Origin of the sequence: Luteococcus sanguinis (assembly GCF_039527675.1) — a bacterium.
Lineage (GTDB): Bacteria > Actinomycetota > Actinomycetes > Propionibacteriales > Propionibacteriaceae > Luteococcus > Luteococcus sanguinis.
Map to the genome: position 1 here is coordinate 26,434 of NZ_BAAAKI010000006.1, position 21,362 is coordinate 47,795.

27 protein-coding genes are annotated in these 21,362 nt (G+C 69.8%); 20 read left to right on the forward strand and 7 right to left on the reverse strand.

The window, feature by feature from the left end; all coding sequences use genetic code 11:
- Positions 1-46: 46 nt before the first annotated feature.
- Entirely contained in the window at positions 47-337 is a 291-nt protein-coding gene (locus ABD089_RS06585; RefSeq protein WP_343885465.1) for a DUF1905 domain-containing protein, read from the reverse strand.
- Positions 338-341: 4 nt separating this feature from the next.
- On the reverse strand, positions 342-1,331 hold the full coding sequence (locus tag ABD089_RS06590; protein WP_343885466.1) for a lactonase family protein: 990 nt from the start codon (positions 1,329-1,331) through the stop codon (positions 342-344).
- A 126-nt stretch (positions 1,332-1,457) separates the two neighbouring features.
- Here ABD089_RS06590 and ABD089_RS06595 point away from each other — a divergent pair, with 126 nt between their 5' ends.
- Both ABD089_RS06595 and ABD089_RS06600 read left to right on the forward strand, forming a co-directional pair.
- Complete coding sequence (locus ABD089_RS06595) at positions 1,458-2,324, forward strand: alpha/beta fold hydrolase (RefSeq protein WP_343885467.1); 867 nt, start codon at positions 1,458-1,460, stop codon at positions 2,322-2,324.
- Complete coding sequence (locus tag ABD089_RS06600; RefSeq protein ID WP_343885468.1) at positions 2,321-2,539, forward strand: hypothetical protein; 219 nt, start codon at positions 2,321-2,323, stop codon at positions 2,537-2,539. The genes ABD089_RS06595 and ABD089_RS06600 overlap by 4 nt, the downstream gene beginning before the upstream one ends.
- A 46-nt stretch (positions 2,540-2,585) precedes the next feature.
- On the opposite strand, the gene ABD089_RS06605 is transcribed toward ABD089_RS06600, so the two are convergent.
- Both ABD089_RS06605 and ABD089_RS06610 read right to left on the reverse strand, forming a co-directional pair.
- Positions 2,586-2,762 (reverse strand): hypothetical protein, encoded by a 177-nt coding sequence (locus ABD089_RS06605; RefSeq protein ID WP_343885470.1) that lies wholly within the window; start codon positions 2,760-2,762, stop codon positions 2,586-2,588.
- A gap of 30 nt (positions 2,763-2,792) precedes the next feature.
- Positions 2,793-3,086 (reverse strand): zf-HC2 domain-containing protein, encoded by a 294-nt coding sequence (locus ABD089_RS06610; protein ID WP_343885472.1) that lies wholly within the window; start codon positions 3,084-3,086, stop codon positions 2,793-2,795.
- Positions 3,087-3,117: 31 nt separating this feature from the next.
- On the opposite strand from ABD089_RS06610, the gene ABD089_RS06615 reads away from it, so the two are divergent.
- The 7 genes from ABD089_RS06615 (at position 3,118) to ABD089_RS06645 (ending at position 7,355) form a co-directional block, all read left to right on the forward strand.
- On the forward strand, positions 3,118-3,684 hold the full coding sequence (locus ABD089_RS06615; RefSeq protein WP_343885474.1) for a sigma-70 family RNA polymerase sigma factor: 567 nt from the start codon (positions 3,118-3,120) through the stop codon (positions 3,682-3,684).
- 55 nt (positions 3,685-3,739) lie between these two features.
- Positions 3,740-4,288: an NADPH-dependent FMN reductase gene (locus tag ABD089_RS06620; RefSeq protein WP_343885475.1), complete on the forward strand. Its 549-nt coding sequence runs from the start codon at positions 3,740-3,742 to the stop codon at positions 4,286-4,288.
- Positions 4,289-4,361: 73 nt separating this feature from the next.
- Positions 4,362-5,060, forward strand: coding sequence for a type 1 glutamine amidotransferase (locus ABD089_RS06625; protein ID WP_343885476.1), 699 nt, complete (start codon positions 4,362-4,364; stop codon positions 5,058-5,060).
- The gene (locus ABD089_RS06630; RefSeq protein WP_343885477.1) at positions 5,060-5,233 is read left to right on the forward strand and encodes a hypothetical protein; all 174 of its coding nucleotides are present in this window, start codon (positions 5,060-5,062) and stop codon (positions 5,231-5,233) included. The genes ABD089_RS06625 and ABD089_RS06630 overlap by 1 nt, the downstream gene beginning before the upstream one ends.
- Positions 5,234-5,331: 98 nt before the next feature.
- Positions 5,332-5,547, forward strand: a complete 216-nt coding sequence (locus tag ABD089_RS06635; protein ID WP_343885478.1) for an RNA-binding S4 domain-containing protein — start codon at positions 5,332-5,334, stop codon at positions 5,545-5,547.
- A 74-nt stretch (positions 5,548-5,621) separates the two neighbouring features.
- Positions 5,622-6,827, forward strand: a complete 1,206-nt coding sequence (locus tag ABD089_RS06640) for a MarP family serine protease (protein ID WP_343885479.1) — start codon at positions 5,622-5,624, stop codon at positions 6,825-6,827.
- A gap of 129 nt (positions 6,828-6,956) precedes the next feature.
- Positions 6,957-7,355, forward strand: coding sequence for a DoxX family membrane protein (locus tag ABD089_RS06645; protein WP_343885481.1), 399 nt, complete (start codon positions 6,957-6,959; stop codon positions 7,353-7,355).
- A gap of 74 nt (positions 7,356-7,429) precedes the next feature.
- Here ABD089_RS06645 and ABD089_RS06650 read toward each other — a convergent pair whose 3' ends face one another.
- Positions 7,430-10,114 carry a multicopper oxidase domain-containing protein gene (locus ABD089_RS06650; RefSeq protein WP_343885517.1) on the reverse strand — a complete coding sequence of 895 codons (2,685 nt, stop codon included), beginning with the start codon at positions 10,112-10,114 and terminating at the stop codon, positions 7,430-7,432.
- A 551-nt stretch (positions 10,115-10,665) separates the two neighbouring features.
- Between ABD089_RS06650 and ABD089_RS06655 the strand changes: the two genes are divergently transcribed.
- Positions 10,666-10,941, forward strand: coding sequence for a DUF2277 domain-containing protein (locus ABD089_RS06655; protein ID WP_343885482.1), 276 nt, complete (start codon positions 10,666-10,668; stop codon positions 10,939-10,941).
- Complete coding sequence (locus tag ABD089_RS06660; protein ID WP_343885483.1) at positions 10,938-11,357, forward strand: rhodanese-like domain-containing protein; 420 nt, start codon at positions 10,938-10,940, stop codon at positions 11,355-11,357. The genes ABD089_RS06655 and ABD089_RS06660 overlap by 4 nt, the downstream gene beginning before the upstream one ends.
- 78 nt (positions 11,358-11,435) lie before the next feature.
- Here the strand turns inward: ABD089_RS06660 and ABD089_RS06665 are convergent, their stop codons facing one another.
- Together ABD089_RS06665 and ABD089_RS06670 are read right to left on the reverse strand one after the other, a co-directional pair.
- Positions 11,436-12,287 carry an undecaprenyl-diphosphate phosphatase gene (locus ABD089_RS06665; RefSeq protein WP_343885484.1) on the reverse strand — a complete coding sequence of 284 codons (852 nt, stop codon included), beginning with the start codon at positions 12,285-12,287 and terminating at the stop codon, positions 11,436-11,438.
- A gap of 315 nt (positions 12,288-12,602) precedes the next feature.
- Complete coding sequence (locus ABD089_RS06670; protein ID WP_343885486.1) at positions 12,603-13,157, reverse strand: histidine phosphatase family protein; 555 nt, start codon at positions 13,155-13,157, stop codon at positions 12,603-12,605.
- On the opposite strand from ABD089_RS06670, the gene cbiB reads away from it, so the two are divergent.
- From cbiB to ABD089_RS06715, 9 genes are all read left to right on the forward strand, one after another.
- Positions 13,152-14,153 (forward strand): adenosylcobinamide-phosphate synthase CbiB, encoded by a 1,002-nt coding sequence (cbiB, locus tag ABD089_RS06675; RefSeq protein WP_425560024.1) that lies wholly within the window; start codon positions 13,152-13,154, stop codon positions 14,151-14,153. The genes ABD089_RS06670 and cbiB overlap by 6 nt on opposite strands.
- Complete coding sequence (locus ABD089_RS06680) at positions 14,154-15,689, forward strand: cobyric acid synthase (RefSeq protein ID WP_343885488.1); 1,536 nt, start codon at positions 14,154-14,156, stop codon at positions 15,687-15,689.
- The gene (gene cobO / locus ABD089_RS06685; protein WP_343885490.1) at positions 15,689-16,294 is read left to right on the forward strand and encodes a cob(I)yrinic acid a,c-diamide adenosyltransferase; all 606 of its coding nucleotides are present in this window, start codon (positions 15,689-15,691) and stop codon (positions 16,292-16,294) included. Before ABD089_RS06680 ends, cobO begins: the two co-directional genes overlap by 1 nt.
- A complete protein-coding gene (cobC, locus tag ABD089_RS06690; RefSeq protein WP_343885491.1) occupies positions 16,291-17,364 on the forward strand; it encodes an Rv2231c family histidinol phosphate aminotransferase CobC in 1,074 nt (357 codons plus the stop codon). The genes cobO and cobC overlap by 4 nt, the downstream gene beginning before the upstream one ends.
- Positions 17,361-18,521 (forward strand): nicotinate-nucleotide--dimethylbenzimidazole phosphoribosyltransferase, encoded by a 1,161-nt coding sequence (gene cobT, locus ABD089_RS06695; RefSeq protein WP_343885492.1) that lies wholly within the window; start codon positions 17,361-17,363, stop codon positions 18,519-18,521. Before cobC ends, cobT begins: the two co-directional genes overlap by 4 nt.
- Entirely contained in the window at positions 18,518-19,045 is a 528-nt protein-coding gene (gene cobU, locus ABD089_RS06700; RefSeq protein WP_343885493.1) for a bifunctional adenosylcobinamide kinase/adenosylcobinamide-phosphate guanylyltransferase, read from the forward strand. Before cobT ends, cobU begins: the two co-directional genes overlap by 4 nt.
- Positions 19,045-19,905: an adenosylcobinamide-GDP ribazoletransferase gene (locus ABD089_RS06705; RefSeq protein ID WP_343885495.1), complete on the forward strand. Its 861-nt coding sequence runs from the start codon at positions 19,045-19,047 to the stop codon at positions 19,903-19,905. The genes cobU and ABD089_RS06705 overlap by 1 nt, the downstream gene beginning before the upstream one ends.
- A gap of 82 nt (positions 19,906-19,987) precedes the next feature.
- A complete protein-coding gene (serC, locus tag ABD089_RS06710; protein ID WP_343885496.1) occupies positions 19,988-21,097 on the forward strand; it encodes a phosphoserine transaminase in 1,110 nt (369 codons plus the stop codon).
- Positions 21,098-21,201: 104 nt separating this feature from the next.
- The gene (locus tag ABD089_RS06715) at positions 21,202-21,342 is read left to right on the forward strand and encodes a hypothetical protein (protein ID WP_343885497.1); all 141 of its coding nucleotides are present in this window, start codon (positions 21,202-21,204) and stop codon (positions 21,340-21,342) included.
- The last annotated feature ends 20 nt before the right edge of the window (positions 21,343-21,362 follow it).

Genomic DNA, 21,362 nt, shown 5'->3' on the forward strand with positions numbered 1-21,362 from the left:
CGAACATCACTTCGGAGACCGCCGGGGTCGGCTCGGAATTCTAAGTTCACAACCCCCGGACGGAAAGGTGCACCTCGATCTCGTCACTGAGCTCGATGCCCTCGGCGCGGCGCAGCGCGTCCTTCAGCGGGAGCAGGTAGCTGCCGTCCTTGGGCCACAAGGCCGTGTAGCTGGTGGTGTCCCCGATGGTGAGGTCCACCGGGACCATCCCCCAGCCGTAGGTGACCGCCTTGGCGACGTCGGCCAGCACGTCCGCGACGTCCTCCGGCAACCGGACGAAGTGGTAGGGCGCCGGACCCCGCCACTCGATGACCGTCCCGGCGAAGCTGACCTCCATCGGCTCAGCCGATGCGCACCCAGTTGGCGCCCTTGCCGTTGGGCACCTGCTGCAGGAGGGTGAGCTGGCCCTGCTCGTCCAGCCGGAACAGCGAGACCTGCTCGCTCTTCTCACCGACGCAGAACACCAGGTCGCCGGTGACGTTGAAGCCGCGCGGCTGCTTCTCGGTGTCGACGATGCAGACCTGGTCGGCGAGGCTGCGGTCGGGGTTGAGCGGCAGCACCGACAGGGTCGACTCGCAGCGTTCCGAGACGACCAGGAAGTTGCCGCAGAAGTGCAGGTCGGCGCCCCAGACCAGGTGCTCCTCGACCGGGTCGGCTCCGAAGCGGGAGTGCTTGAGGCCGCGGTCGGTGGCGTGGGCGGTGGCGACCTGTACGAGGGTGAGGTTCCCGGACTCGGGGTCGCGCAGCAGGTGCAGCACCTCGCCGGAGAACTCGGTGACGCAGTACAGGTGCAGCCCGTCCTCGGAGGCGATCAGGTGCCGTGGGCCCGAACCTTCGGGGGCGGCCAGGGTCGGCTGCTCGCAGGGGGTCAGCGAACCGTCGTCCCCCAGCTCGTAGCAGGCGATCAGGTCCTCGCCGAGGCTGACGAAGTAGGCGTGCCGCCCGACAGTGATGACGCAGTGCAGGTTGCGGAACTCGACGTGCGCGGTTGCCTCACCCAGCCCGTCCGCAGTGAGCGGCCAAACCTCGCCGTAGCCGTCCGAGTACTGGGCGCCGAGCAGGAAGCGTCCGTCGGGGGTGGGGTGTAGGTAGGTCATGTTGGACGGCGTCGGGGTGAAGCCGGTGACCTGCCAGCCGGACCCGTCCCGCAGCAGGTGGGCGATGCCGGGCTGCTTGGTGGAGGCGAAGGCTCGCTCGCTCTCGGGCACCAGAGCCAGCGCGCTCACCCCCTTGCCCACGGGGATCGTGGCGGCCGGCGTGAGGTGTCCGCTGCGCAGCTCGAAGGTACGGATGTCGCCGTCGGCGGCGCAGGTGGTGCTGACCAGGCTCATGCCGTCGAGCCTAACCCGCCCGCTCGATGACATTGGGTGAGGTTGAAGGGGACAATTCGACCCGAGATCCAGCAATCATTCGGCGGGGCTGGATAGCCTGCCGCCAGAAGCACTCGAGGAGGCGTCATGGAGCAGCAGGCGGCAGTCGAACGGCACCAGCAGAGCCGACGACCGGACGGGTCGGTTCTGCACGTCTGGCAGCCGGAGGCCCACCCGCGCGGACGCGTCCTGCTGCAGCACGGCCTGTTCGAGTACGCCGAGCGTTATGTCGTCGAGTACTCGCAGCTGGTCCCTGAGCTGACCAGCCGTGGTTTCGAGGTGTGGGCGCTGGACCTGCTGGGGCACGGGGCCTCGTCCGGTGATCGTGGCGTCGTCGACCTGGTGGCGGCCCTGGAGTCCCACCTGTCCGTCCGACGCGAGGCCGTGGCCGACGGACTGCCGCTGCTGCTGCTGGGCCATTCCCTGGGCGGGCTGTTGACCGCGGCCTCGGTGGCCGCGAAACAGTCCGGGATCATCGGCGCCGTCGTGATGTCCCCCGCGCTGGCAGGCCCGACGTCGGCGAGGGTCCGGCGGGGGCTGCGCGCCGCGGCGCACCGTTGGCCTGGCGCCCCGGCCCCGACCCGGAAGGCCCCGAGGTCCGGGCTCACCAGCCGGGCGGACGTGCTGGAACGCTCGGCGATCGACCCGATGATGGGTGAGCGCGGCATCTCGTTGATGGTGGGTTCGTCGGTGCTGGACATCTCGGACGTGGTGTGGCGCGCGGCCGACGACTGGCGGGTGCCCACGCTGGTCGTCCACGGCGAGCTCGACCGCTGGACCAACCCGCGCTGGTCGCGGGAACTGGTGGAGCGGATCAATCGCGACGACGTCGTCCGGGTGGAGGTGGCCGGCGGGTTGCACGAACTGCTGCACGACACCGACGCGACCAGCACGCTCGAACTGGTGCTCGGCTGGGTCGAGGGACGCTTCGGAGGGAGGTCCCCGCGCGCATGAGCCAGCTGCTGCAGCGCCGCACGATCAAGCCACGCCACCTGGACCAGTGGCGCCAGACCTGGCCCGAGGAGGTCAGGCTGCGTCGCGAGCACGGCTTCTCACCCCAGCGCGCCTTCTTGGAGACCCACGCCGAACCCAAGCTGACCTGGCTGTTCACCCACGACGACATGGCCGACTACACGATCACCCCTGCCAAGGAGATCGGCATCGGCTGAAGTCGCTGCCGGGTCGGTGGGGTCAGTTCATCGGGATTTCGGCGCATCAGGGGTTCGGGGTCGGCTCCGGTGGCTCATCGATGTCGGTGCGCTCGCCCAGCTCGATCCATTCCGAGTCGCACCCGGGGCACAGGTAGACCGGTGCGCCTTCAACCGTGCGGGCGGTCTGCTTGGTGCCACAGGCGTCCTCGCAGGGATTGCTGACCAGGTAACGAGCGGGCACAAGGATCTCCAGGTGTTTCGGGTGGGAGGGTCAGGCCACGTGGTGGCAGGTGCAGTCCTCGCAGGCGCACTCGGTGCACTCGCAGGAACCGCCGTCGTGGCAGGCGCAGATCTTGGCCTCGATCACGGCGATCAGGCGGCGGGAGTTGTCCGGTTGCGGCAATTGGAAGGCGGCGCGCTGCACCCGGGAGGCTTGCTCGAACCAGTCGGCGCAGGCCGCGCATGCAGCCAGGTGCGCGTCCAGTTCGGCCCGCTCGGTGGGCGCGAGCTCCCCGTCCAGCGCGGACGACAACGCGTCCTGCCAGTGCGGATTGCAAGCGACCATGCCCCGCAGACTAACCCGATAGCCTTGCCACGTGAACACCCCGGGCGACCACGATGCCGTGACCCGCGCCGCGCTGGCGGCCGGTCTGGGCGATCGCGTGGCCCTCGGGGATTTCGTCCGGGCCACCGAAGGTGACGTCCGGCGCTTCATCAGCCACCTCACCAATGCCGACGCAGACGACCTCAGCCAGGAAACCTACCTGCGCGCGATCGATGCGCTGCCACGGTTCGAGGGACGTTCGTCGGCCCGCACCTGGCTGCTCACCATCGCCCGCCGCGTCGTCGCAGACCAGGTGCGCCGTGAGGTGGCCCGCCCGCAGGTCGTGCGTCCCGACTCCTTCTTCGAGCGTCCGCTGGCCGCCGACGACTTCGCGCTGGTGGAGGCCCGGCAGTTGATGACGCGAATGGACGACGAGCGCCGCGAGGCCTTCGTGCTGACCCAGCTGTTGGGCTTCAGCTATGCCGAGGCCGCGGACGTGTGCGAGGTGCCCGTCGGGACGATCCGGTCGCGGGTCTCGCGGGCACGGGCAGATCTGGTCGCGTTGTGGGGCACCGAGGCGGACGCTCGGGAGGAATATCGGGCGCGCGGGACGGGTTGAGCAACCCGACGGCGCCGTGCCGTCCGGGGGCTAGACCCACATACCTGGAGGACACATGAAGATCGGAATCGTCGTCGGATCCATCCGCGAGGGCCGCAATGGCCTGGCCGTGGGGGAATGGGTGGCCGAGCAGGCCAGCCAGCGCGACGGCTTCGAGTACGAGATCGTCGACCTGAAGTCGTTCGACGTCCCGCTGCTCACCAGCGCCACAGTTCCCGGAGCCGCGAACAAGAAGTACGACTCCGAGGCCGTCACCAAGTGGAGCCAGGCGATCGACGCCCTTGACGGCTTCATCTTCGTCACCCCCGAGTACAACCACTCGATCCCCGGTGCCTTCAAGAATGCCTTCGACTCGCTGGGCTCGGAGTGGCAGGGCAAGCCCGTCGCCTTCGTCAGCTACGGCGCCGACAGCGGCGTGCGCGCGGTCGAGCACTGGCGCGCGGCGATCGCGAACTTCTCGATGCACGACGTGCGGGCGCAGGTGCCGTTCAGCCTGTTCACCGATTTCAGCGCGCAGGGCTTCCAGCCGGCTGATCGTCACCTTGACGCCATCAAGGCCGTCTTCGACCAGCTCGAGGCCGCGACCACCAAGGCGCGGGGCTGATCGCTGCCTCGGGCTGGGCGGGCTGGCTGGGTCAGCTCGCTGGGTGGGCTGGTTGGGACTGTAGGCTCCCCGCGTGGCCAAGAAACCCCGCATCACCGTGCTCCAGCCCGACCCCGAGGTTCCGCTCGACCGCTTCGACGATTGGCTCCGCGCCGGCGTCCGGATCACGCTGGTGACGCTTTGGGACAAGGACGTTCCCAACCTGGAGACGATCGGCGACGGGCTGGTCGTGCTCGGCGGCCGGATGGACGTGAACTCGGACGCGCGCTGGGTCGCCCAGACCAAGGACCTGATCGCCGACGCCGCTGACATCGACATCCCCGTGCTCGGCATCTGCCTGGGCCACCAGCTGCTGGCGGAGGCGCTGGGCGGCGAGGTGGTCGTGGCGCACGAGGCAGGCCCCGAGGATGGTCCGGTCGTGCTCGAATGGGCGCCCGAGGCCGCGGAAGACCCGGTGCTCGGCGCCTGCGCGGCGAGCGGGGCGCCCGTCCCCATGTCCCACAACGACGTCGTGACGCGGCTGCCCGAGGGAGCCGTCGAGCTGGCCTGGTCGCCGACCTACCGCAATGCCGCCTTCCGACTGGGCTCGGCGGTTGGCGTCCAGTTCCACCCGGAGGCCAGCCCGGAACTGATCCAGCACTGGTGGGCCGGCAAGCACGGCGGCAAGTCGACGGCGGTGCTCGACCGGATGCGCGAGGCGGACCCGGCGCTGGCCCCGGCCATGCAGTCGATCGCCGAGGGCTTCAGCGCGGTCGTCCTCGAGAACGCCTGATGAAGGGCTCGACGCTGGGCGTGCTGGCGGCGCTGCTGCTCGCTGCGCTGCTGGCCTGGTTCGCGTGGGAGGGCTTCCACACGCTGACCTGGCGCCTCCGGTATTTGGCCCCGGCCTTCTTCTCGGGTGTCGTCGTCGGGGGGATCGTCGTGGGACTGGCCACTCGACGCTGATCTGCGCACGCTCCCCGAGGCTGTCGAGGGTCCCTCCGGCCAGCTCTGGGGATGTCCCACGCTCGGGGAGCGCTTGGAGCATGTGGGACGATCGCCTCATGGAGATCATCGAGGTGGGCGGGGACATCCGGCTCGGCCAGTTCCTGAAGCTCGCGAACATCGCCGACACCGGCGGGATGGCGCGCGAGCTCATCGCCGAGGGCCTCGTCAGCGTGAACGGTGAGGTGGACACCCGCCGTGGCCGTCAGCTGCAGACCGGGGACGTCATCGTGATCGACACCGGGGAGCAGCGCGTCGAAGCCCAGGTCGGCTGACACATACCTGATTCACGGGGAGACCCACAGAAACCCGAGGCACTGTGGGTGACCCCACTCGAAGGGAGCCACCAGTGAGTGCAACCCCGTCGGCCCTGCTCGACCTCGCCCTGCTCGTCATCCTCGCCAGCCAGGCGATCCGCGGTGCCCGGACCGGACTCGTGCTCGGCGCCTTCGGACTGGTCGGCACCGTCTGCGGCATGCTCGCCGGAGTGTGGATCGCACCGCGCGTGCTGGCCCACTTCCCCGAAGCGTCCAGCCTCGTTCGCACCTTCGCAATCCTCGCCGCTGGCTGGATCGGCTCCCAGATCGGCAGCAACCTGGCGCTGCGGGCCGGCGCGCGCATCAGGCCGTCCCGCCCCGGCAGCCGCACCCGCCGGTTGGACGCAACGCTCGGCGCCGCCGCAACCACCCTGGTCACCGCCTTGGTGATGTGGTTCATCGGATCTGCCGTCCGCCCAGTCGTCCCGGTCTCATGGGGGCGGGTGATCAACGATTCCGCGGTGCTCGCGAAGACCGACCAGCTCGTCCCCGCGCAGGCCCGCTCACTGCCCGGACGCTTCACCGCCGCCATCGACGACGTCTTCCCGCGCGTGTTCAGCGGCCTCACCCCCGAGCCCTCGCTCCCCGTCGAAGCACCGGACGCGAGCGTCGCCAACTCGTCTGCCATCCAGGCCGTCAAGAACTCCGTGGTGAAGGTCACCACCAACGCTCCCAGGTGCAATGCCAGCTTCGTCGGCAGCGGTTGGGTGGTCGCGGGCGAGCGGGTGGTCACCAATGCGCACGTCGTCGCCGGCTCGAGCTCGGTGAGCGTGCAGGTGGGTACGTCGATGGTCCGGCACGAGGCCCGGGTGGTCGCCTTCGATCCCGACCTCGACCTGGCGATCCTCGCAGTCGACAACCTTGACGCCCCGGCGCTCAAACGCGCCGCCGCCGTGGAGCGCGGCACCAGCACCGTCGTCGCGGGCTACCCGCTCGGCGGCGCGTACACGCTGGCCGCCTCGCGCGTCCGGGGTGTCGTGGACGCGAACGGCGACGACATCTATGGCGGCTCGGGCGTGCACCGCGAGGTCTACTCCCTGCGCACCACCCTCGAGCACGGCAACTCCGGCGGTCCGCTGCTGACGAGGTCTGGACGAGTCGCCGGCACCGTCTTCGCAAAGTCCATGGCCGACGGGACGACTGGCTACGCCCTCACCGACGACGCGACGGACTCGATGCTGGACAGGGCCGCGCAGTTGACCAGCTCGGTGTCCACCCAGGGGTGCGCCGAAGGCTGACCGCAGCCGGTACGCGGCCCCCACCCAAGGTCGTTGGGCATGGGAACACTTGGCCGAGGTGCCTAGGCTTGGGGCGTCAGTGCCTCCAGAAACCGTTCGGTGGCACAGAACACTTCAAGGAGTCACCCCATGATCAACCCCATCCGCATCGCCGCCCGCGGCCTGCTCGCGTCCGTCTTCATCGGCGGCGGGCTCAACCAGCTCAAGGCGCCGGCCGCGATCGCCCCCGCCGTGGAGGCCGCCGAGCAGCAGTACGGCATCAGCCTGCCCATCGCGGCCAAGGATCTGGTCACCTTCAACGGCGCCGCCATGGTCGCCGGAGGCGCAGCACTCGCGTTGGGCATCAAGCCCCGCACCGTCGCCACCGGACTGGTCGCCTCACTGGTTCCGACGACCATCGTCGGCCACCCCTTCTGGGCGATCGAAGACCCGCACCAGAAGTTCGAGCAGCAGAACAGCTTCTTCGCCAATGCCGCCATCATCGGCAGCCTGCTGCTGGTCGCCCTGAACGGTGACGGCCGCGACTGATGTTGATCGGGGTCGGTGGGTGAATGCGGGTATCGCTGACAGCGCCCGTATTCACCCACTGATTCGTTCCGGGCTCAGGTGACCTTGATCAGGCCGCGGGCGCCTCGCTCCATCTCCACGAAGGAGTGGTTGACGAAGGTGTAGGTGCCAGCCTCCTCGAAGACCATCTCCACGAACCCGCCCTGAGCCGCGGAGAGGTCGAGCGCCTGCGCGCCCCCGCCCTCGGCATTGCCCGGGCGCAACAGGTAGGCACCCTCCTTGAAGACGGTGTCGAACTGCGTCCCCACGACGTGGAACGACACCCCACGCGAGGGCCCCGCGCACAGCACCCAGATGCGCACCCGCTCACCCACCTTCGCGGTGAGCGGCGCGAAGACGTACTGGTTCGCGTGCCCATTCCAGGCCGCCAGGTCAGGTCGTTCGTCCGCGATCTTGGACGCGTCGAGCTCCTCGCCGTGGTGGCCGAGGTAGAGCTCCTGCTGGACGAGGACGTACTCCCGTGCGGCCCGAGCGATGCCCTTGGGCGGAACCACCACCGCGCCGTACATGCCGGCCGCGATGTGGGAGCTCATCGGCATCGTGGAGCAGTGGTAGAGCCAGATGCCGGCCCGATTGACGCGGAATCGGTAGTCCAGGCTCTCGCCCGGCTTGATGGTGCGCATGTTCTCGTCCGGTGAGACGGTGCCGGCGTGGAAGTCGATCGAGTGGCCCATCGTCCCCTCGTTGGCCAGGTGGCAGTCGATCGTGTCGCCGATGTGCGCCCCGATCACCGGACCCATCACGCGTCCGTTGTAGGTCATCGCCACCTGGGTCCAGCCGGGGGCGACCTCCTGCACCGCCTCCTGGACCGTCAGCGTCAGCGCCTTCGTGGTGGCCGTCGCGATCTCCGGGAGCACGGCGTCCCGGGTCTGGAAGTCGTCGCCGGGGGCCTGGGTCAGGTCGACGACCACCCGGCTGGTGGCGCCGGACGATCCGCTGCCGCTGGCCGACGTGCCATCGGCCGTGACATGGAAGACCATCCCCGCGGCGCGGTGGCCGACGATCGTGCACCACCCCTCGACCGGACCAGCGATGACGCCCGCGTCGACGCTGGCGCTGGCGCCGGGAGCCACGCGTCCGGAGGTGGCGCCGCTGTCGAGGTAGAGGTCGTGGACCATCGTCGGGTCGTCGTTGACGAGGTTGATGACCAGCCGGTCGCCGAGGGGGACGTCGACCGTCTCCGGGTCGAAGCGCATCCCGGCAGCGTGCACGTCGACGGTGGTCGTGTCTCCGGTCGGGGTGACCTTCGTTGACGTCGTGGACGTCGTGGACGTCGTCCCGCCCGTTGTCATGCGCTGGCCGAGCTTGGCAGCACCCCAGACCGCACCGATGCCGACCGCCGCCTCCAGCAGGTCGCGTCGCCCCGGGGCAGGCTGGGTCTTCGGGGCGGGGTGGGTTTTCGGGGCGGGCTGGGTTTTCGGGGCAGGCTGGGTCTTCGGGGCGGGGTGCGCTGCCCCGGGTGTCGCAGAAGTTGCCGGCGCCGCCACCGCGTCCGTGGTGGGTGCGGCAGCGGCCGCAGCCTTGGCCTTCCGCGCGGCGACCGACGCCTTCACCATTCGCACCACCAATGGCACGAAGGCGGCCAGGGACGCGAACGCGATCAGGGAGGTCAGGGCACGCGTCCACGAGTTGTCGGTGGCGAGATAGGTGACCAGCGCGGCATTCAGGGCCGCGACCCGCAGGGCGCCGAAGCGGTTCATCTCCGCGCAGGCAGCTCGGACGACCGAGGGACCACCACCCATCACGGTCGGCATCAGGTAGCTCATCGCGCCGAACAGCAATTGCGCGCCGAAGCCGGCGACCAGGGCGATGGTCCCGCCCTGCACGTCCGCGGCGACCAGGTCACGGGGGGTGCTGAACAGCTTCCACGCCAGCCACACCAGACCGGCCGGCAGCCAGACCAGCGCGGCGCCGATCGAGTAGGCGGGGAAGTCGCGCGGGCTCTTTCGCACCGCGCACCGCACCAGCGGGACGTAGATGATCGCGAGCCCGGCGAGGTAGCCGATCACGGCCAGACCGGCCAGCCAGCGCAACCCGGCCAGGGCGGCGACGACGCCCACCAGCACCGAGACCAGCATCGTCCACAGGGCCCGGCGTCCCGCGACGTCCTGCTCGGGCTCCATCTTCGTCCGCAGCACGGTGGGCCACAGCGTGACCAGCGTCCCCACGGCCGTCAGACCGACGAAACCGCCGACATTGCTGAACAGGTGGGCCAGCAGCAGACGTCCCTGCCAGGGCTCGGGTTGGCTGAACGACATGAAGCCACCAAACACGGCGCCCAGCGGGAGCAGCATCGCCGCCACGGCGTAGAAACGGACTGTCGGCGTGAACCGGGCCGGGAGCGCCGAACGCACCTGGAACAGCAGGGAGACCGCATACCAGGCCAGTGTCGACCCAACGACCGTGGCGCCCGCGACCGTGATCCAGTGCCACTCGCCGACCATGCCCGTGGCCGTCAGCGCGATGCCGAGGTTGAGCACCATGATCCGCCGCACCTGGAGCCGTCGTCCGGCCTCGTCGGCGCCATTTCGCAACAGGGCATCGGTGAAGTGTTGTCCCCACACGAGAATCGAGTTGGTCACCATCCCGAGGGTGAACATGTGGACGAGCAGCCAGCGCGACTGGGGTACCCAGCGGTGCACGAAGGCGAGGACGACCAGGCCGACCAACCAGACAGCGACTGGGCGGGTGGCGGTGCGGTGCCAGGCGCGACGGTCCATGGGGTCGGGACGGGGGTCGGTCTCGGGCCGGGTGGACGGGGTGTTCTGCACGATGATCGCTCCGGGTTGGGAGTCCCACCCTAGACGGCCCTCCCCATTCGTCAGCAACAACTTTCCGGGCGGTAATGTTTGCCCGCGCATTTTCTCGACACTTGATAGAGGGTTAGCTTGAAGTCGGTCGATGGCTTGGGTGACCAAGTTCGGGGGAACTGCACGGGGAGAGTCCTCACGCCATCGGAAGCCAATCGAGCGCCTCACTCCGGATGGGAGGGAGGCGCTCGCTTGCTCCCGGAAACCGGTGCAGGGGCCCGTCACTGACCGTCACACCTGGCCGTCGAGGCCGTCGAAGCCCTGGCCACGCTCCTGCCAGCGGGCCTCGATCGCGTCCGGTCCAATCCGCGAGGCCCTCGATGCCGCGCCCGCACTTGGTGGAGAGCACGAACTCGTCGCGGCGGTGGCTGATTGGCCAGGCCCACCGGCACTGTTGCGCTGGACCGGCCGCGTGCGAGGCTGGCACCCCCAGTGGAACAAGCCCACGAGAGGAGCACCACATGTGCCGCAACATCAGGCCGCTGTTCAACTTCGAACCGCCGGCCACCACCGACGAGGCGGGCGCTGCCGCGCTGCAGTACGTCCGCAAGGTCTCGGGCTTCACCAAGCCCTCGATTGCCAACCAGGTCGCCTTCGACGAGGCCGTCGAACAGGTCACCCGCGCCACCGAGAAGCTGCTGTCCTCCTTGGTCACCACGGCGCCCCCCAAGGACCGCGCCGTCGAGGCAGACAAGGCGCGCGCCCGCAACGCCGTCCGGTTCGGGCTGCCCGCATGAGTCGCCAGCCTGGGCAGCCACTGGCCCGTCCGGTGAGCGCGCTGGTCGCCACCGCGAACGAGAAGGTCACCTCGCTGGACGCCGACCAGGTGGAGGCCCTCATCGAGGATGAGAACACCTGCATCGTCGACATCCGTGACGTCCGGGAGCTGGAGCGCGACGGGACGATCCCCGGCGCCATCCACGCCCCGCGCGGGATGCTCGAGTTCTGGGTCGACCCCGAGTCGCCCTACTACCAGCCGCGTCTGGACGACGGCCGTCGGCTGGTGCTGTTCTGCGGCGGTGGCTGGCGTTCGGCCTTGTCAGCAGCTGCGCTCGTCGACATGGGGCGCGAGGACGTCGCCCACTTGGACGGTGGCTTCGGGGCCTGGCGCGATGCCGGCAAGCCCATCGCCCCCCATGAGAAGAAGCGCTGAGCGTCCGTCCGCTTGGGCAGACGACGGCACCGCCCACCGCGATGACGCGAGGGGCGGTGCTGATTGGTTGGGGGCGAATCAGACGGCGGTGATGACCTTGCCGACGAGCAGCATCACGATCACGGCGGCCAGGGCCAGACGGTAGACCACGAAGGACGTGAAGTTGTTGCTGGCCACGAACTTCAGCAGCCACGCGATCGAGGCGTAGGCGACGATGAAGCTCACGACGGTGGCGAGCAGGGTCATGCTCCAGCCGACACCCGCGGAGATCTCGGGGGCGACGGTGACCATCTCGAAGGCACCGGCGGCCAGCAGCGCGGGGATGCCCAGGTAGAAGCTCAGCTTGGTGGCGGCCAGGCGGTCGAGGCCCTTGAACAGGCCGCCGACGATCGTGGCGCCGGAGCGGGAGACGCCGGGGACGAGCGCGAGGCACTGCACGAGGCCGAGGATCGCGCCGTCCTTCCAGGTGATCTGCTCCAGCCCGCCCTTCTCGGCGTCGGGGGTGTTGGCGGAGTGGCGGTCGCCCAGGTACATCGCGATCGACCACAGGATCAGGCCACCGACGACCACCCACAGGCTGCGGAAGGCACCGGTGATGAGGTCCTTGCCGAGGAAGCCGATCACGCCCGTGATCAGGGTGCCGACGATGACGGCCCAGCCCATGTTGTAGTCGGCCCCGCGCTTGCTGGCGTCCCGCACTCCGGCGAACCACCCCACGACGATGCGGACGATGTCCTTCCAGAAGTACATGACCGCTGCCAGGATGGCGCCCATCTGGATGATGGCCGTGAACGCCGTCAGGCTCGGATCATCGATCGGCTTGTTCATCAGCTTCTCGACGATGGTCAGGTGACCCGTGCTCGAGACCGGCAGGAACTCCGTGACGCCTTCGACGATGCCGAGCAGCACCGATTCCCACCAGTTGAGCATTGCTGTCCCTTCGTCCGTCCCCGCCCCTCGGGGACAGGCACACACTAGGTTCGCGGTGATTCAGCCCTCGAACGGCTCTCAGGCACGACTCAGCGGGCGCCACCCACTAGGGTGGCCTGTGCTGGCACCCACGCCAGTGCGCAGCACCCAGCGAAGCCGGTCAGAACCCGGCGCTGTCCCGCAACGGTGAAGCCCCTCCCACCAGGGAGTGGACGAGTCCGGTCGCCTGGCTGCCGCGCGCCAGACCCGCCCTCGGCGCAAGGGCGGACGGTCTCTCCGTCCCTTCGCCACCGTCGCGAAAGGGAGCCAGTGCGCTCACAGGTTGCGCGTGATGACCTCACCGTTGGTGATGGGGCGCCACTCGACCTCGCGGTGACCGACGTCGTCGATCACGGCCAGCAGCACGCGCAAGGCGTCCCCGTGGCTGACGAGAACGAGTTCCTCCGAACCGGAGGAATCGGCCAGCGTGCGCAGGTGGTCCAGCAGGCGCGCGCAGCGGGCATACAGCTCCTGCACCGACTCACCACCGCCCCACGCGATCTCGTTGATGTGCTGCCCCTCGGGCACCGGCTGGGCATGCAGTTCGGCGCGGGTGCGCCCCTCGAGTTCACCGAAGTGGTGCTCGCGGGCGAGTTCGGTGGTGACCGGTTCGACGCCGATCCGCTCGGCGATGATGTGGGCCGTCTGCAGGGCGCGGACCTGGTCGCTGGAGACCAGCAGCGGACGCGCGACCAGCGCCGCAACCTGTTCGGCGGCCTGCTGGGCCTGCTCCCGTCCCAGGTACGTCAACGGGATGTCCATGGTCTGGCCCTGAAGCCGCCCCTCGAGGTTCCAGACCGACTGTCCGTGACGGACCATGACCATGTGCATGCCCTGAGCCTATGGGGGCCGCGGGGGTGGGGCCTCGCAGTCGGGTCGGCGGTGGACGCGGTGCTGGGCGACCCCCAGCAGCACCACCCCGTGGCGTGGTTCGGGAGCTGGGCCTCGGCCGTGGAGTCGCGCACCTACCGAGATTCCCGGGTCGCCGGGGTGGTGCACGTCGTGGCCTGCCTGGCGCCGGTGCTGGCGCTGGGGGCCGCGGCCGAACGCGCTGGGCGGGGACGGCCGGTGGTCGCCGCGGGAACGATGGCACTGGCGACCTGGGCCTGCGTCGGGGGGCGCAACCTCGCCGACACCGGCGTGCTGCTGGCCGACCTGACCGAGACCGACCTGCCCGCCGCCCGCGGTCGGCTGGGTTGGCTGTGCGGGCGGCTGGCGGACGACCTGGGCCCCGATGAGCTGTGCCGCGCGGGCATCGAGTCGTTGGCCGAGAACACCGCGGACGCCGTGGTCGCGAGCCTGTTCTGGGGGGCGGTGGCAGGAGTTCCTGGCGTGCTGGCGCACCGCGGCATCAACACGCTCGACGCGATGGTCGGCCACCACAACGAGCGTTACGAGAACTTTGGCTGCCTTGCGGCCCGGCTGGACGACCTGGCCTGCTGGGTGCCGGCACGACTCACGGCCGTGCTCGGCGCACTGCTCGCACCGGTCGTCGGTGGATCGGTGCGCACGACCTGGCGGGTCGTGCGGCGGGATGCGTCCAACCATCCGTCCCCCAATGGCGGCTGGTGCGAGGCCGCCTGGGCGGGCGCCCTGGGGGTGCAGCTGGGTGGGCGCAATGTCTACCCCGGCGGACGCGTGGAGGTGCGGGGACTGTTGGGGGACGGCCCCCGTCCCGGCGCGGACGACCTGCGCCGCGCAGCACGGCTCAACCGGGCGGCGCAACTGGCGGCCACGGTGCTTTTTGCCGGGGTCGGCTCGGTGGTGGGCAAGAGTGGTTCGACTGGTGGTGGCCAAGGCTCCCCAGTGATTCATGGGAGGCGCTGAATGGCAGGGATCCTGATCGCCGGGACGTCCTCGGACGCCGGAAAGTCGCTGGTGGTGACCGGTCTGTGCCGGGTGCTGGCTCGTCGCGGCATCGACGTCGCGCCGTTCAAGGCGCAGAACATGAGCAACAACTCCATGGTCGTTGCCGACGGTGAGATCGGGCGGGCCCAATTCCTGCAGGCGACGGCCGCCGGGCTCGAACCGAGCACCGCGATGAACCCGGTGTTGATCAAGCCAGGCACCGACCGGAGGGCATTCGTGGTGGTCCGCGGCCGCCCGGGTGGGGTGCTGGAGGCAGGCCAGTACGCCACCGGAAGGGCACACCTGGCGGAGGCCGCCTTCACCGCCTACGAAGAGTTGTCGGCTGCGCACGACGTGATCGTCTGCGAGGGCGCTGGATCGCCCGCCGAGATCAACCTGCGCTCTGGCGACTATGTGAACATGGGCCTGGCCAGGAAGTTCGGGCTCCCGGTGTTGCTGGTCGGCGACATCGACCGAGGCGGGGTGCTCGCGTCGATCCACGGCACCTGGGCGCTGCTGGACGATGCCGACCGCGCGCTGCTCAAGGGATACGTGATCAACAAGTTCCGCGGCGACCCGGAGGTACTGGAGCCGGGACTGGCCGACCTGAGCCGCCGCAATGGGCTGCGCAGCTACGGCGTCCTGAACTGGTTGCAGGGGGTGTGGCTGGACTCGGAGGACGCGCTGGCGATTGGCGGCTGGAGTGCGGTCGGCGCCACCGCCAACCCGCTGCGAGTGGCCGTCGTCCGGCTGCCAAGGGTCAGCAATGCCACCGACGTCGACGCCCTGGCCGCCGAGCCGGGCGTGCGGGTCGAGGTGACCGCCGACGCGTCCGTCTGCGCGCAGGCCGACCTGGTCGTCGTCCCCGGAACCCGTTCCACGGCAGCAGACCTGGCGTGGTTGCGGGAGCGCGGGATCGCGGACGTGCTGGCCGAGCGGCACCGCTGCGGGCGCCCCGTGCTGGGCATCTGCGGCGGCTACCAGATGCTGGGGCGCGAGGTCGCCGACGAGGTCGAGGGCGAGGTGGGGACGGTCGAGGGCCTGGGCCTGCTCCCAACTCGCACTGACTTCGGCGTCGAGAAGGTGCTGGCCCGTCCACGTGGCACGTGGCGGGCAGAAACCACGTCCGGCTACGAGATCCACCACGGCATCGTGACGATCGAGGGCGATGCGGACGAGGCCTTCCTGGATGGCGTCCGGTCGGGGGCGACCTGGGGGACGATCTGGCACGGCACACTCGAGCACGATGGCTTCCGCCGGGCCTGGCTCACCGAGGTGGCGCGGCAGGCAGGCCACCCGTGGACGCCCACCGTGGGGGCGCCGGGGTATGCGTCCCTCCGCGAGACCATGATCAACACCTTGGCGGACGCGATGGAGGAGCAGGTCGACGTCGACGGCCTGCTGGAACTCGCCCGTTCGTCCGAGCCCCCGACCGCCGCAACCCCAACCACCGCAACCCCAATCACCGTGACCCCAATCACCGCGACCCCAATCACCGCGACCAAGGAGAATTGATGCAGGGAACACCGCTGGTAAAACCCGCCGGGATGACCACCCGCCAGGCCAGGTTGCAGCCGCGACTCATCGTCCACACCGGTGATGGCAAGGGGAAGTCGACCGCGGCCTTCGGGCTGGCGCTGCGCGGTTGGAACCAGGGCTGGTCGATCGGGGTGTACCAGTTCGTGAAGTCCAAGAGCTGGCGTACCGGTGAGAAGAATGCCTATGAGGCGCTCGACCAGGTGCACCGGGAGACCGGCGTCGGCGGCCCGGTGGAGTGGCATGCGATGGGCGCGGGGTGGACCTGGCTGCGGTCCACCGACACCACCGACCACGCCGCAATGGCGCGCGCTGGCTGGGAGAAGGTGTGCGAGCAGATGGCTGCGCAGACGCATGACCTCTACATCCTGGACGAGTTCAGCTACGTTCTGGCCAATGGCTGGCTCGACGCCGACGAGGTGTTGGCGACGCTGGCCGAGCGTCCCGGCACCCAGCACGTCGTGATGACCGGACGACGGATGCCGCAGACCATGATCGACGCCGCGGACGTCGCCACCGAGATGACCAAGCTCAAGCACCCCTTCGACAAGGGCGAGAAGGGCCAGGCGGGAATCGAGTGGTGAGCCCACAAACAGAGCCCGCCGAACCAGACCTCACACACCATGGCGACCGAGACCTGGTGGCCGGGCTGGTGGACTTCGCGGTGAATGTCCGTGACGTGCGCCCACCGCAGTGGCTGGTGGAGGTGCTGTCGCGCCCCGAGCGGTGGGCCGCCTACCCGGACCCCTCGCAGGCGCGGGCGGCGATCGCCCGTCGGCACGGCGTGGACGAGACGCTCGTGTTGCCCTGCGCCGGGGCGGCGGAGGCGTTCACGCTGATGGCACGCGGGTTGGGGGTGGCACGCGGTTTGGGGGTTCGACGTGCGTGCGTCGTGCACCCCCAGTTCACCGAGCCGGAACAGGCCCTGCGGGTCGCGGGGGTGCCGGTCGAGCGGGTGGTGCTGTCCGAGCCCTTCGAGCTGGACCCCTCGCTCGTCCCCGATGACGCGGACCTGGTCGTCGTCGGCAACCCCACCAACCCGACCGGCGTGCTCCACCCCGCCGAGGTGCTGCAGGAGTTGGTCCGTCCGGAACGGGTGCTGCTGGTCGACGAGGCCTTCCTGGACGCCGTGCCGGGCGAACCTGAGACCATGATCAAGAGCGACATGGCTGGGGTTCTCGTGACCCGGTCGTTGACCAAGACCTTCTCCTTGGCCGGTCTGCGGGCAGGCTACGTCGTCGGCGACCCTGCGCTGGTGGCCCAGTTGGCCGCCGTACAGACGCCGTGGTCGGTGTCGGCGCCCGCAGCGGACGCGATGGTCGCCTGCTCATCCCCGCAGGCGGTGGCCTGGGCCCACGAGGTCGCCGAGCAGGTCGTCCGCGACCGGGAGCAGATGATCACCCTGCTGAGCGCCGCTGGCGTCCGGGTCTGTGCGGACTCGTCCGCACCCTTCGTGCTCATCGACACCTCGGCCATCGGGCTCGGGTCGCAGCGTGAACCCCTCTCCCAGCTGGGATTCTCGGTGCGACGCGGGGAGAGCTTCCCCGGCCTCGGCGAGCACCACCTGCGGCTGGCCGTCCGCGACCCCCGGGTGGCACGGGAACTGTCCCAGGCCCTCGCGACACTTGCTCCATCAGGAAGGACGAATGCATGACCATCGAACTGGATGCCCTCGATCTGGGCACGATCGCGCCCGTCGACGAAGACGCCCGCCAGCAGGCGGAGCAGCGACAGTTGACGCTGACCAAGCCCCCCGGTGCGCTCGGCGAATTGGAGGTCTTGGGCAACCAGTTGTCTGCCATCTCCGGTGAATGCCCACCGCCGGTTCCGGAGCCTGGGCTGGTCGTGGTGTTCGCTGCTGACCATGGCGTGCAGGCACAGAAGGTGTCGCCGTGGCCGCAGGAGATCACCGTCCAGATGGCCGCCAACATCGCTGCCGGCGGGGCTGGCGTGAACGTGCTGGCGCGGGCCGCCGGTGCCCAGGTGCGCATCGTCGACCTCGGGATGCTCACGCCCGTTCCGGGTGTCGACGACCGTCGGATCGCCCCCGGCACCGCCGACTTCACGGTGGGGCCGGCGATGACCCGCGAGCAGGCACTGACGGCCATCGAGACCGGACGTGAGCTCGCCCGACAGGCCGCTGACGAGGGCTATCGAGTGCTCGTCCCCGGTGAGGTCGGTATTGGCAACACCACGCCCGCAGCTGCCCTGGTGGCGGTGTTCACCGGGCGTCCCGCCGTCGAGGTGACCGGGCGCGGGGCTGGCGCGGACGACGTGATGCTGGCCCGCAAGGCAGCGGTGATCGACGCCGGGATCGCGCTCAACCAGGCGTCCGCGGACGATCCACTGGGAGCGCTGGCAGCAGTCGGAGGCTTCGAGCACGCGGCGATGGTTGGGCTGATCCTGGGCGCGGCGGAGCTCCGGCTGCCGCTGGTGCTGGACGGTGTGATCGCTTGTTCGGCAGCCCTGGTGGCGGTGGCGCTGTGCCCGGCGGTGCAGGGCTACCTGGTCGGTGGTCACGCGGGTGCCGAGCCGGCGATCCAGGCGGCGCACCAGAAATTGGGGCTGCGTCCGCTGGTGGACCTCGGGCTGAGGCTCGGGGAGGGTTCCGGCGGCGCGGCTGCGCTCCCGCAGGTGGTGATGGCGGCCAGGATCCTGCACGAGATGGCCACCTTCGCCGACGCTGGCGTCACCGACTCCCCTGAGCCCCCGACCACGATCTCCGGGCCCCCGACCACGATCTCCGAGCCCCCGACCACGAACCCCGGGCCCCCGGACACGACCCCCGAACCCATCGAGGCATCCGCATGAGGACGCTCGTCCTGGGCGGCGCACGCTCCGGCAAGTCGACCCACGCGGAAGCACTCGCCGGCGCGTCCGAGCGCGTCGACTACGTCGCCACCGCGCCTGCTCGTCCCGGGGACGATGAGTGGGCCGAGCGGATCGCGCTGCACCAGCAACGTCGTCCGTCCAGTTGGCGCACGCTCGAGACCGGGGACATCGCGGGGGTGCTGGGACGCAACGAACCGGCGCTGGCGCTGGTCGACTGCCTGGCGCTGTGGTTGACCCGGACGATGGACGAGGTCGGCATCTGGTCCGACGAACCCGGTGGCCCAGAAGCCCTGCAGGCGCGCGTTGACGAGTTGGTGGCCGCCGTCGAATCGACCACCCGAGAGGTGGTGCTGGTCAGCAATGAGGTGGGCATGTCGGTGGTTCCCGAGCACTGGTCGGGGCGCTTCTTCCGCGACCAGCTGGGCATCCTGAACATGCGGGTGGCCGCCGCCTGCGAGAGCGTGCTGCTGTGCGTCGCAGGAATCCCGATGACGGTCAAGTGATGGGCTCGATCCCGGAGCCTGACCCGACGCTCCCCCCGCCCGCCCTCTCCGATCCCCACGCCGCCTCGCCACCCCTGCTCGTCCTCCCCCGCATCGTCGCCACCCTCGGGATGTTCACCCTGCTCCCCGTCCCCCCGGCGATGGATGTCGACCGCACCACCTCCCGCTCGAATGTGACCGGCATGCCCATCGTCGGGCTGGTGCTGGGGCTGCTTGCGGGCGCCGCAGCGATTGTCGTGCAACTGTGCGGCGCCGGTGACTGGCTGGCCGGAATCATGGGTCTCGCCGTGCTCGCCGCAGCCACGGGGGCACTGCACCTGGACGGTCTGGCCGACACTGCGGACGGGCTCGGGTCGCGCAAACCAGCCCAGCAGGCGCTGGAGGTGATGCGGCGCTCCGACATCGGGCCGATGGGGGTGGCGACGCTCGTCCTCACGCTGCTGGTTGATCTTGGTGCGCTGACCTCGACCCATCTTGGCGGGTGGCGTCTGGTGGCGGCGTTGGTTCTCGGCCCGATGGTCGCGCGCACGGTGGTGGTCCACGCCACGCGGGCGGGATTGCCGGGAGCGCGGACGAGTGGTTTCGGCGCCCTGTTCACCGGGGTCACCACCCGCGCGGATGGCCTGTTGTGGTCCGGCCTGGTGCTCGCCGCGACCGGTGGGATCGGCGGGCTCGTGACCGGTTTCACGTGGAACCTCGTCGCCTGGCCGGTCGCCGCGCTCCTCGCCTGGGGAGTGGCCGCGTTCTGGCGCGGGCATCTGGTGAAGCGGCTCGGCGGACTCACCGGCGACACCTTTGGGTCCATGATCGAGGCGGCTGCGGCGACTTTCTGGGTGGCGCTGGCCTTGCTCTTGCGCTGACGCCGGGCATCGGGGCGGACGGGAACCGGTGGTCAACAACTTGCTGGGAGAATGGTCAGGCACCCGACGAGAGGCCTGACCCGTGAAGATCCCCGCTGAACTGCTTCCCCGCGATGGGCACTTCGGCTCCGGACCGTCGAAGATCCGCGCCGAGCAGTTCGCCACGCTGGCCGCGAAGGGCCCCGAACTCCTCGGCTCTTCCCACCGGCAGACCCCGGTGAAGAACCTCGTGAAATCCTTCCAGGAGGGCATTGCCCAACTCTTCGACCTGCCCGAGGGCTACCAGGTGGTGCTCGGCAACGGCGGCGCCACGGCCTTCTGGGATGTCGCCGCCTTCGGCCTCGTGGAGCGCCGCGCCCACCACCTCGTCCTCGGTGAGTTCAGCAAGAAGTTCGCCAAGGAGACCACGCGGGCGCCCTTCCTGGAGGAGCCGACGGTCCAGCAGATCGAACCCGGGCAGGGCGCGGATCCCCAGTTCTCCGCCGGCGCCGACCTCTACGCCTGGCCGCAGAACGAGACGTCCACCGGCGTGATGCTGCCCGTCCACCGCGTCCCCGGCACCGGATCGGCCCAGCTGATGGCCATCGACGCCACCTCCGGCGCAGCGGGTCTGCCCGTCGACCTCAACCAGTGCGATGTCTACTACTTCAGCCTGCAGAAGGGCTTCGCGTCCGAGGGCGGGCTGTGGGTGGCCATCCTGTCGCCAACCGCGATCGAGCGTGCGCGCAAGATCGCGTCCACCGACCGCTGGATCCCCGACTTCCTGAGCCTGACCACCGCGATCGACAACTCCGCCAACGCGCAGACCTACAACACCCCGGCCGTCGCGAGCCTGATCCTCGCCGACGAGCAGGTGCGCTGGCTCAACCAGTCCGGCGGCCTCGACTGGGCGATCGCCCGCACCGCGGACTCCTCGCGGCGGCTCTACGACTGGGCGCAGCAGCGCGAGTGGGCGACCCCCTTCGTCACCGACCCCAAGTACCGCTCCCAGGTCGTCGGAACCATCGATCTGGACGACTTGATCAACGCGGACGAGGTGTTGGCCACCCTGCGCGAGAACGGGATCATGGACGCCTTCGCCTACCGTGCGCTGCACCGCAACCAGCTGCGGGTCGCGATGTTCCCGGCCATCGACCCGGACGACGTGACCGCCTTCACCCAGTGCGTCGACTGGGTGGTCGAGAACCGCTGAGCACCTTCTGGGGCAACACCTCAACTGCTCACAGGTGACGCCAAGGGTGTCCGAGCAAAGTCTTCCTTGTCAGGGCGAACAGCCCGGAAACCCAAGGAGACGACATGGACACCACCCAGCACACCCCCGCCGCGACCCTCTCGTCCGCCACGATCGCCTGGGCGCTCAAGACCCGCCCCGTTTCCGCCTCGATCCACCACGTGGGCACCGACCGGGTGAAGCTCACGCTCCTCAAGGCCGCCTGATCGCGTCACCCCGCGAGCGG